Annotated in this window: 8 protein-coding genes, 1 tRNA gene and 1 pseudogene; 5 read left to right on the forward strand and 5 right to left on the reverse strand. The window is 66.2% G+C overall.

The window, feature by feature from the left end:
* Positions 1-260: 260 nt before the first annotated feature.
* Both NN4_RS21070 and dapA read right to left on the reverse strand, forming a co-directional pair.
* Complete coding sequence (locus NN4_RS21070; protein WP_147134027.1) at positions 261-1,796, reverse strand: DHA2 family efflux MFS transporter permease subunit; 1,536 nt, start codon at positions 1,794-1,796, stop codon at positions 261-263.
* Positions 1,797-1,823: 27 nt separating this feature from the next.
* The gene (gene dapA / locus NN4_RS21075) at positions 1,824-2,729 is read right to left on the reverse strand and encodes a 4-hydroxy-tetrahydrodipicolinate synthase (RefSeq protein ID WP_147134030.1); all 906 of its coding nucleotides are present in this window, start codon (positions 2,727-2,729) and stop codon (positions 1,824-1,826) included.
* A 71-nt stretch (positions 2,730-2,800) separates the two neighbouring features.
* Between dapA and NN4_RS21080 the strand changes: the two are divergent.
* Positions 2,801-3,664: pseudogene (locus NN4_RS21080) on the forward strand (LysR family transcriptional regulator); the annotation flags it as partial.
* A 218-nt stretch (positions 3,665-3,882) separates the two neighbouring features.
* Here the strand turns inward: NN4_RS21080 and NN4_RS21085 are convergent.
* On the reverse strand, positions 3,883-4,575 hold the full coding sequence (locus tag NN4_RS21085; RefSeq protein WP_246180988.1) for an EthD domain-containing protein: 693 nt from the start codon (positions 4,573-4,575) through the stop codon (positions 3,883-3,885).
* Positions 4,576-4,723: 148 nt separating this feature from the next.
* On the opposite strand from NN4_RS21085, the gene NN4_RS21090 reads away from it, so the two are divergent.
* The 3 genes from NN4_RS21090 (at position 4,724) to NN4_RS21100 (ending at position 7,871) form a co-directional block, all read left to right on the forward strand.
* Positions 4,724-6,184 (forward strand): MFS transporter, encoded by a 1,461-nt coding sequence (locus tag NN4_RS21090; protein ID WP_147134039.1) that lies wholly within the window; start codon positions 4,724-4,726, stop codon positions 6,182-6,184.
* Between the two features lie 50 nt (positions 6,185-6,234).
* Positions 6,235-6,882, forward strand: a complete 648-nt coding sequence (locus tag NN4_RS21095; RefSeq protein WP_371865683.1) for a class I SAM-dependent methyltransferase — start codon at positions 6,235-6,237, stop codon at positions 6,880-6,882.
* Positions 6,883-7,193: 311 nt separating this feature from the next.
* Positions 7,194-7,871, forward strand: coding sequence for a PAS and ANTAR domain-containing protein (locus tag NN4_RS21100; RefSeq protein ID WP_147134185.1), 678 nt, complete (start codon positions 7,194-7,196; stop codon positions 7,869-7,871).
* A 2-nt stretch (positions 7,872-7,873) separates the two neighbouring features.
* Here the strand turns inward: NN4_RS21100 and NN4_RS21105 are convergent, their stop codons facing one another.
* Complete coding sequence (locus tag NN4_RS21105) at positions 7,874-8,602, reverse strand: GAF and ANTAR domain-containing protein (protein WP_147134042.1); 729 nt, start codon at positions 8,600-8,602, stop codon at positions 7,874-7,876.
* A gap of 229 nt (positions 8,603-8,831) precedes the next feature.
* Here NN4_RS21105 and NN4_RS21110 point away from each other — a divergent pair.
* Positions 8,832-8,905 (forward strand) — tRNA-Pro (locus tag NN4_RS21110).
* Between the two features lie 650 nt (positions 8,906-9,555).
* Here the strand turns inward: NN4_RS21110 and NN4_RS21120 are convergent.
* Positions 9,556-10,935, reverse strand: a complete 1,380-nt coding sequence (locus NN4_RS21120) for a phytoene desaturase family protein (RefSeq protein WP_147134045.1) — start codon at positions 10,933-10,935, stop codon at positions 9,556-9,558.
* Between the last annotated feature and the right edge of the window lie 19 nt (positions 10,936-10,954).

The following is a 10,954-nucleotide window of genomic DNA, read 5'->3' on the forward strand; positions in this document are numbered from 1 at the left end:
CCTCGGACGGCATGGCAATCGAGATGCGCGATGGCGACGACGAGGATCTGGAGCGCGCCGCGGCGAACCTGGGCATCAATTTGTCCAGGAACGAAGCGGCGACAATCGAGGATCTACCGGGCTGACAGCCCGGTGGTGAACGCCGGGATCGAGCCGCGATGTGTATCGCGACTCGATCCCGGTCGCCGCACCCGCTGTGACATCCGCACGCGTGTCAGTGCGGTGAGTCGGAGTGCGAGAAACCAGAAAGTGTGCGGCTGTCAGACGTGCACCGTGGCGATCGCGTCGACCGCTTCCGGATTCTTCGGCTTGGTCCGCGGCAGGAAGAACGCCGGCACTAGCGTGAGGACGGTCAGCACCAGCGCCACGATGTAGGTGTGGCTGAATGCCGTTGCGGCCTGGCTCAATCCGGTCTCCAGCACGCCCGGCGGCAGCTTGCTCGCGAACTCCGGGTTGGCGTTCGCCGCGATCGCCGGCTTGGCGAACTCCTCCTTGTTCAGGAAGTTGGTCAGCACCACCGAGATCACCGCGGTGCCGATCGAGCCCGCGGTCTGGTTCACGATGTTCATCAAGGTCGAGCCGCGAGCTACCTGCTGATGGCTGAGCGTCTGGATCGCCGCGGTCATGATCGGCATCATCGTGCAGCCCATACCCAGACCCATCACGAACAGCGCGCCGAGCATGATCGGGTATGAGGTATCCACGCCGAGCTTGGTGAAGAACACCGTGCTGAACGCGATCAGCGTGATGCCGACCAGCACGATCTTGCCCGGGCCGATCTTGTCGACCAGCCGCCCCGCGACCGGCATGGTGATCATCGCGCCCAAACCCTGTGGGATCAGCAGCAAGCCGGCCATCAGCGCCGATTCGCCGCGGATCTGCTGCAGGTAGGTCGGCAGCAGCAACGCCCCGCCGAAGAACGCGATCGCGAACAGCACCATGGTGAGCACCGCGAAGGTCAGCGCGCGGTTGCGGAACAGATGCAGATCGATCAGTGGATGTTCGGTGCGCAGCGCGTGGAAGACGAACGCCACCATGAGAACCAAGCCGATGATCGCGGGCAGCAGCACCTTCGTCGCCAGCACCGTTCCCTCACCGGGAATGGACGAGACGCCGAACAGGAACAGCGCGAGGCCGGGCGAGGCCAGCAGCATGCCGAGGAAGTCGAACGACTCCGACGGCTCCGGCTTGTCCGCCGGGAACACCATCTGCGCCAAGACCAGCGAGATTATGCCGATCGGCACGTTGATCAGGAAGATCCACTGCCAGTGGAACTCGATCAGCCAGCCACCGAGGATCGGACCGCAGATCGGACCGAGCAGCATCGGCACACCGAGCACCGCCATCACCCGGCCGACGCGCTGCGGGCCCGCCGCGTGCGTCATGATCGTCATGCCGAGCGGCATCAGCATGCCGCCGCCGATGCCCTGGATCACCCGGAACGCGATGAGCGACTCGATGTTCCACGCGGTGGCGCACAACACCGAGCCGAGGACGAAGAACGTCAGCGCCGCCATGTAGAGGCGTTTCGTGCCGAACCGATCCGCCGCCCAGCCGGTCAGCGGAATGACGGTGGCCAGCGCCAATGTGTAGCCGGTGATCGTCCACGCCGCGATGGCGTAGCTCGTCCCGAACTCGGCCTGGAAAGTGGGCAGCGCGATGTTGACGACGGTGATGTCGAGGATCGACATGATCGCGCCGAGCACGACCACGCCTGCCACCTTGAAGACCGCCGCGTCCAGTTTGTCGGCGGTCGGATCAGGCCCCGTCGCCTGAGTATCCGGAGGTTGAGTCACCGCTTCAGCGTTCCATCTCTTCGCCTCCTACACCAGCAATTTCTGAGTGGATTCGGCAGAACAAAATTCCAGCGCGGTGCGGGCGGCCGCTGTTGCCGCTGCACTCGCGGGGAGCAGCGGCAGGCGGACCGCCGGGCTGGGGATGCGCCCTTCGGCGGCCAGGACCGCCTTGATGACGGCGGGGTTGGGTTCGGCGAAGAGGGCTGCGGACAATGCGGCGAGGCGGTGGCTGAGGGCGCGGGCCTCGTCCAGCGGTCCGTCGCGCCAGGCGGTCACCAGGGCGGCGAACGAGGCGGTGGCGAGGGTCGCGGAGGCGAGGATGCCGCCGGTCGCGCCGAGGGCGAGCAGCGGTGCGGCGTACAGATCGTCACCGGCGAGGACGGCGAAATCGGCTGGGCGCGTGCGCATCAGCTCGATGGTGGTGTCGTCGATGGCGCCGACGGCGTGTTTGACGCCGATGATGTTCGGCTCCGCGGCAAGCTCGCGCAAGGTATCGGCGCCCAGGGTGCGGCCGGTGCGGTACGGAATGTTGTAGACGACCAGCGGGACCGGGCTGGCGGCGGCGAGGGCGCGGAAGTGGGCGAGGACGCCGGCTTCGGAGGGGCGGGTGTAGTACGGGACGACGGTGAGCGCGGCGGTGATGTGCGCGCTGAGGCCGGCGAGGGCGTCGATCGAGTCGGCCGTGCAGTTGGATCCGGCGCCGACGATCAAGGGGGCGTTGTGTTCTCCGCACACGCGGGCGCAGATCTCTACGACCAGTTGACGTTCGGCAGTGTTCAGGGTCGCGGTCTCCGCGGTGGTGCCGAGCGCGACCAAACCGGTCGCGCCGTCGGCGAGCGCCGAATGTGCCAGGCCCGCCAGTGCGTCGGCCGCTAGCGCGCCGTCCGCGGTGAACGGGGTGACCAGGGGGACGAAGAGGCCTGCGAGCGTCATGCATTTCAGCGTGACCTCGTTGAACCTTCAGGTCCAGTTCACATTTCTACATTCGAGCATAAGGTGAACTGATGCTCGATATTCGGAAGTTGCGGCTGCTGCGCGAGCTGGCGCATCGCGAGACCATCGCGGCGGTCGCCGACGCGCTCGCCTACACACCCTCGGCCGTCTCCCAGCAGCTCAGCGCGCTCGAACGCGAAGCCGGTGTGCCGCTGTTGGAGCGGACCGGTCGGCGGGTGACGCTGACCCCGGCCGCGCGCACCCTCGTCGAGCACGCGGAGACGATCCTCGCGGTGCTCGAACAAGCCGCCGCCGACTTGGCCATCAGCCGCGCCGAACTCACCGGCACGTTGCGGATCGGCGCCTTCCCGACCGCCGTCCGGACGATCCTGTCCCCCGCCCTCGTCGCGTTGAGCCGCGACCATCCCGGGCTGGAACTGATGGTGACCGAACTGGATCCGGCGACCGCGCCCGCCGCGTTGCGTGCCGAGACACTGGACGTCGCACTGGTGCAGGAATACGACTATGTGCCCGTCGAGCCGGATCCGGCGCTCGATACCGAGCCGCTGCTCGAGGAAACCATCTATCTGGCAGCGTTGTCCGATGCGTCGCTGGACGCGCACCGCGAAACCTCGTGGATCGCAGGCACTCCCGATACCTTGTGTCACACGATGACCGTGCGAGCCTGTCAGGCAGCGGGATTCACGCCGCACGTGCGGCACCATGCCGATGATTTCGGCACGGTGCTCGCGCTCGTCGCGGCGGGACAGGGCGTGGCGCTGGTGCCGGAGCTCGGCGCGTTGACGTGCCCGGCGGAGGTCACGCTGACGCCGTTGGCGACGCGGCGGCGGACGCTGCTGGCGTATCGGCGTGGCACCGGGAATCATCCGGCTGTTCGGGCCGCCCGTTCGGCGCTGCGTGCTTCCGTGGCGCAAGGTAGTGCTGCCACACAGGGCAGTGCGACCGTGCAGAGCAGTGCGACTGCGCAGAGCAGTGCGGCCGTGCAGGGCAGTGCGGCCGTGCAGGGCAGTGCGGCCACACAAGGGGTTGCGGCCACGCAGGGCAATGCGACTGCGCAGAGCAGCGCTGCCGCGCAGGGCAATGCGAGCGCGCAAAGCAGTGCGGCCGCGCAGGGCAATGCGGCTGGGCCAGCTCAGCGCAGCAGGTAGCGGCTGGTCGGCACGACATCGATGTCGCGGTCGGCGCCGAAAGTGGCCACGCTCTTCATCATTCGGCCGATGCGGCGCGTCAGTTCGGCGTTGTCACCGGCGCTGCCGTAGAACGCGTGCGGGTCGGTGAGTGCTTCGATGGGGAATAGTTCCTCGACTATTGCCGCGATATCCGGGGCGTCGTTGGTGACGCGATCGAGCACGAGATTCTGCACGTAGCCGAAGGTCGCCTGGGTGGTGATGGCGACTTCGGTGTGCTTGTCGCGCCAGCGATGCAGCCATTCGGCGTGCGGGAGGGTGTCCGGTTGTCGGAGAAACGCGAGGTTGGCCAGGCCTGGCGTCCGTCGGCCGAGCGGGACCACGGGAGGCTCGATCGGACGTGCTTCCTCGACGTGCCAACCCGCGACCCGCTTCGCGACCTCAGCGAGAACTGTTGCGACGGCGTCCGTTTCGCGTGGTTCGGATATCCATGTGCTGACCACCGCGGCTACCGGCTCGTCGAAGGTTGTCAGCCGGAGCATGGCGTTCGCGACCTCGGCGTCGGCGATGTTCACCTGTAGCGCAGTGGTTCCGGCGGCGGCCAGTTGTGCGGTCAGTTCGTCGGCGAGCAGATCGCCTGCGTCCCAGAGTGCGAACATCACCTTCATCGCGCGGCCACTTTCTGTAACAGGTTTCACTTCTGCGCAGGGTAGCCCAATCCCGGGGCGATCCGCCTGTTTGCGGGCGCTCAACGCTCTGACCTGGAGCAACGCCACCCGCACACGCGAGTGAATAGTCGCCTCTTCGCCGGGTAAACGGTCCGCATCGACCGAAGAGGGGTGTCCAGTGAAGACGATTTCGACCGACATTCCGGCGCGACTTGATCGTTTGCCGTGGTCGCGCTGGCATTGGATGGTGGTGATCGGGCTCGGGTCCGTCTGGATCCTGGACGGCTTGGAAGTCACCGTCGTCGGCAGCGTGGCGAGCCGGTTGTCCGAGCCGGGGAGCGGCCTGAACATCACGGCCGCACAGGTTTCCGGCATCGCGGCGGCGATGTACGTCGCGGGCGCGGGCTGTGGCGCGCTGTTCTTCGGTTGGCTCACCGACAGATTCGGCCGCAAGAAGCTGTTCTTGATCACCCTTGCCGTGTATCTCATCGCGACAGCGCTTACCGCCGTGTCGTTTTCGGTGTGGTGGTTCATCCTGTTCCGCTTCCTCACCGGCTTCGGCATCGGCGGCGAATACGCGGCGATCAACTCCGCGATCGATGAGCTCATCCCGCGCAAATATCGCGGACGCATCGACATCGTGATCAACGGGACGTTCTGGCTCGGCGCCGTCGGCGGCTCACTACTGTCCGTGGTCGCGTTGAACACCAACCTGTTCCCGGCGAACATCGGCTGGCGCTTGACCTTTGCGCTGGGCGCAGTGTTCGGGCTGATCATTCTGGTGGTGCGCCGTCATGTGCCGGAGAGCCCCCGTTGGGAGTTCATCCATGAGCGTGAGGATGCGGCCGAGCGGACCGTCGTCGATATCGAAAAGCAAGTGCGTGCCGACACCGGTCGCGAGCTGGAAGATGTGTCGGATCAGCGGATCGAGATCCATCAGCGGCGCACCATCAGCTTCCGCGAGATCGCCGCGGTGATGGTGCGGCACTATCCACGGCGCAGCGTGCTCGGTCTCGCGCTGTTCATCGGCCAGGCGTTCCTGTACAACGCCATCACCTTCAATTACGCGCTCATCCTGTCGAAGTCGTTTCATGTGGCCGACGATCGGGTCGGCTACTACTTCGCCGTGATCTGCTTCGGCAATTTCCTCGGGCCGCTGCTGCTCGGCAGGCTGTTCGACACGATCGGGCGCAAGCCGATGATTGCGGGCTGCTACCTCGGCTCGGCGGTTCTATTGTTCGGCACTGCATGGCTTTTCCAGGCGGGCGTGTTGTCAGCGGTTACCCTGACCGCGTGCTGGACGGCGGTACTGTTCGTCGCGTCCTGCGGCGCCAGCGCGGCGTATCTGACGGTGAGCGAGATCTTTCCGATGGAGACGCGGGCCATGGCCATCGCGTTCTTCTACGCGATCGGCACCGTCGCGGGTGGGGTGGCCGGCCCGCTGGTGTTCTCCAAGCTGGCCGCCGAGGGGGATCCCGGCAAGACCGCGCTCGCCTTCGCCATCGGCGCCACCGCGATGTTCGCCGCCGGGTTGGTCGAGCTGGCTTACGGCGTACGGGCCGAGGGCCGTTCCCTCGAGGACATCGCGAAACCCTTGAGCGCCACAGCCGCATCCGGCAGCTCGACCAAGGCTTCCTAAATTGTCTCAGACAATTTAGGATCGAGCCCAGTTACCCAGAAGGGACGCCCATGTCAGCCATGCCGCACGCACCGGCCCGGGCCTTCAACAGCCTCGTCACCTTCAGCTGGAATCGGCTTGCCCGGGTTTACAACACTCCCCTGGTGCAGCGAATCGCCTACCAGCCGCCGCAGGACGAGATCATCGACCAGCTGCGGCGGGCCGGGATCCGCCGGATCGCCGATGTCGGCTGCGGCACCGGCATTCTCGCGTCGCGCATCCAGCGGGAGCTGGCGCCCGAAGTGGTATACGGCTGCGACGCCTCCGTCGGCATGCTCCGGCAGGCGAAAGCCTGCTCTCCCGAGGTGAAGTGGATCAATCGGCGGGCCGAGGACCTCGGACTGCCCGACGGGGCGGTCGATGCGGTCGTGTCTACGCACGCCTTCCACTTCTTCGATCATGCGGCAGCGCTCGCGGAGTTCCACCGGATCCTCTCGCCCGACGGGCTACTCGCGATCGTCCTCAACAACCCGCGCAGCCGCTTCGCTCGATTGTTGCAGCCGCAGCCGATCCAGAACGTCGCGTACTTCCCCTCGCCCGCGGAGATGCGGCGGCTGGTGGAAGACGCGGGCCTCCGGGTCATCGAGCAGCGCCCGGTACGCAGGCCCCTCCCGGACGCGCTGGTGCCGGATGTGCTTACCGTCGCCCGGCGGGTTTGACCGGAGAATCGCTGTGCCACAACCGAGCACGGCACCGCGCCGGCGGACTCGAACGGCCCGCCGGTACTGCTGCCCCCAAGTCACGACACATTTGCTGGACCTGGCACCAACTCGATATGGCTCCCCGACGAGCTGTCGGTGCGCCGGGGTAATCTGATCGACCGGAACGCGCTGCCCCAGCCCCTGTCAGCCGACCGTTTCAGGTAAGGACATCGGTCGAGGTGGAGAGGGGCAGGTTGTTGGATCAGTCTGTTGATGTTCCGGAAGTCACGCCGGAGAATGCCGGCGTTCCAGCCGGGAGCCCGGCCGCGATGGTGGGCGACTCCGGCGTTATCGGGCCCGAAACAGTACGGCCGGTCGAGGAAGTCCTGGGCGCGGGCAGCGCACAGAATGCCGGGACGTTCCGTTTCTGGCTGGTTGACCAGCGTTGGGAATGGTCCGACGAGGTCGCGCTCATCCACGGCTACGAACCGGGGACGGTGCATCCGTCCACCGAACTGCTGCTGTCACACAAGCACCCCGAGGACCGCGAACAGGTGGCGAACACCATCGCCCGCACCCTCGAAACCGGTGAACCGTTCTGCAGCAGACACCGCATCATCGACACCAAAGGCACCGTGCACCACGTCCTCGTTGTCGGCGACGACATGGTCGACGACGATGGCGATGTGATCGGCACCTCCGGCTACTACATCGACATCACCAACACCCTCGAAGAAGACCGCAGGCAGACCCTCAACGGCGCGCTACCCGAGCTGTACACCGCGCGAGCCGCGATCGAGCAGGCCAAAGGCGTCCTGATGCTCATCTACGGCATCACCGCCGACCAGGCATTCCGGGTGCTCACCTGGCGCTCCCAGGAGACGGGCACCAAGCTGCGCACGCTGGCCACCCAGCTCGTCTCCGAGGTCAGCACGCTCGACGGGCAGATGGTCGAGCTGCGCACCCGCTTCGACCATCTGCTATTGACCGTGCACGAGCGGCTGTGAACTCAGGGCCGGCGGTCCAGGATCTTGCTCACGTCGATAGTGCGGTCGACTACAGCGCGCGCAAGATCCGGTAGCCGGCCGCGAGTATTGCGGGCATAGCCGCGCAACGCGTCGAACGCGGTCTCCGGATCGAGGTCGCCGTGCGCGGCCAGAATCCCCTTCGCCTGTTCGATCACCACCCGACTCTGCAGCGCCGACTGCAACTGCCCGTTGACCGTCCGGTGGCCCGCCAGCAGCCGAGCCTGCAAAATCGCAATACTCGCGATATCCGCCAGCGCCTGTCCCACCAGCAGATCATCCTCCGTCATGTTTCCCTCGCCGGTGCTGAACAGATTCAGCGCCCCCACCCGGTCCGCCCGCAACCGCAGCGGCAGCGCATACACCGACTGAAAGCCTTCCAGCAGAGCCTGTTTCGCGAACGCGGGCCACCGGTCGCGCGCCTCCTCCAGGTCCTCGACAATGACCTGCTCGCTGTCGCGATACGACTGCACACACGGCCCGTCCTGCGCCTGGATCTGCAACAACTCCAACCACCGAGTCGCCTCACTGGTCGAAGCCAGCACCTTCAGCTCCCCGTCCTCCCCCGCCAACAGCACGGCCGCGGTATCCACCGGTAGCAGGTCGACAGCCCGATCCAGCAGCTCCTGCACCACGTCCACCGGGTCATATTCCTCCACCAGCGAGTCCGCCAACTGCACAAACGCCTCGACCAGCCGCCGCTCCCGACTCATACCAGTCCTCTCCTTCCGGTCCGCCGACACCGCACGGCCCATTCGTACTAGGCGTAATGCCCCCACTGCTCGCCGCCAATCCGCCCCCACCCCCTTCTCCGTCACACCCCCTGCGCCCGACCAGGTTTCACGCCCCACTCACCCCCGCCGCCACGCCGCTCACCAGGCGATTCGCTACCGTGGGGGTAGCTGAGGTAATCTCTTCGAGCGCCCAGCAATGGGCGCGGAACGGGCTGTGGCGCAGCTTGGTAGCGCACCTGACTGGGGGTCAGGTGGTCGCAGGTTCAAATCCTGTCAGCCCGACAGTGAAAAATCCCTTCTGACCTCGGTCGGAAGGGGTTTGCTGTTTCAGACAACATGCAGTTGGGGACCGCTGGGGGGCTCGCAGGTGGATCGTGAGCAGGTTGCCGTCGTTCTGGAGTGCTTCGATGTCCGGTGAAGTGATTCGGGGGATCGGTGTGTCCGGGGCCGGGTGACGTTTGCCGACGAAGCCGCCAGACCCACTCAGTTGTGTCGATGTCGCCGACCCGACAGCCGGACACTTCGCCGATGCGAACCGCCGTACATGCCGCGAAGATCACGACGTCACCCCATCCCTGGTAGCCATCCGCCGATGCAGCGACCAGCGAGTCGGCGAGGGTGGTCATCAAACACAAAAAGCGGTGCCCAGTCCGACAGTGCCAGTGATCGCGGCTCCTCGAGTTCATCTTCGTACCGCTCGTACTGCCGCTGTCATCCGACGACCTCGACGCGGTTCCGATCGGTGGTATCCAGTGTCGATCAAAGCGCCCATCTGCCGAAACGCTCTGTCTCCTCTCGGCGTTGGTGTGGTGTCGGCCTCGAACGCGAGGAAGTCCGTCATGGAAAATTCCGACCGACAAGGCCGGCCAGAACCGATTTCCCGGACGAGCAACGTGATGACCGGTGGCCCCCGCGGCCAAGCCAGCGGGCGACTACCTGGCGCGATCGCTTTCCGATCGAGGACCTGCGGCTGTATCGCCGAGCGTGCTCCGGCCCGCCCCGGGCGGCGGCTCGGATCGGGCGCTGATGGCGTCGGCGGCCCGTAACCCGGAGACGAGGGCGCTGCCCGCGTGCTCGCACGGTGGTTGGACGGTGTTGCCGACGTAGTAGATGTCGCGGTCCGGGTCGTAGTTGTCCGGTTTCGTGAAGCCGGGCGGGAGGATGGCCGGGGCGAGGGTGCTGGAGAGCCCATGGAGCTGCTGGAATTCGCGGGGTGCGATGAGCCGGTGGTAGCGGATGGCCGCGGTGAAACCGGGCAGCATGGTATCGATGCGGTCGAACAGGTAGCCCTGGATGTGGTCGCGTTCGGTGGGGTCGAGGTCATCGGTGCCGCGCGGGCACATCAGATAGGCATTGAAGGATCGATACGTCCGATCACCGGGCAGATCGCAGGGAAAAACGTTGAACGCGAACGCCGTTGGCAGTTCTCCGGCGTCGAGCCGAGTCAGTATCGCGGGGAGGCCGGCGGGCACGTGCATGACGGTGTGTACACCTTCGGGAAACGGCGCACCGGTGGTGGTGGCGATATGCATGGTGGCGACAGCCAGCCCAGCCTCAGCGTTGGGCGGATAACAGTTCAGTCGCTGCTGACTCGATATCACGTGGCGCGCGTAGTAGCTGCCGTGATCGGTGGTGACCGTTGTCGATCCGGCCCGCTGCGCGATGTCGGTGACGGTCACCCCGAGGTCGACCCGCCCGCCTAGATCTTGCAGGCGCGCGACCATGCGGCCGGCGAGGGTCGCGGTGCCGCCGATCGGCGTGACGGGGTGGTCGTAGCCGTAGCCGAGTTTCTTGGAGAACAGGGCCGCGAACAAGTCGGCCCGGAACCGGCGGGGCGGGCTGCCGAAGGCCCAGCAGACCGTGGCGACGAAGTCGGCGAACTCGCCCCCTTTGACGGCGCGGTCGAGCAGGTCGGCGACGAATATCGGCTCGCCGCTTCGTTCGGCGACCCGCAGCGCGCGGAGGAATCTGAGCAGGTCGGGTGCCACGGGAAGAAACGGGCGGACCGTCGCCAGGCGCAACGGCAGGGTGTAGGCGGCGCGTTCGGTGTACAGCAGCGAGCGAGGGTGGTGAAAGGTGATGTCGACGCCGAGGTCGGCCATGGCCCGCTCCAACGCGGAGCCGAAGTCGTTGCACGCGATGGTGAATTCGTACCCGTCGATCGTATGGGTGCCGCACAGCCCACCCGCAGTGTCTCGCTTCTCGAATACTCGCACCTGAAAACCCCTGGCTTGCAGCGTGATCGCGGCGGTCAAGCCCGAGATTCCGGCGCCGACAACGATGACGTCGTGCGTGTCGGAGGACAGTGGCATGGTCGACTCTTCTCGTTGC

The organism is Nocardia ninae NBRC 108245 (assembly GCF_007990755.1).
Taxonomy (GTDB): domain Bacteria; phylum Actinomycetota; class Actinomycetes; order Mycobacteriales; family Mycobacteriaceae; genus Nocardia; species Nocardia ninae.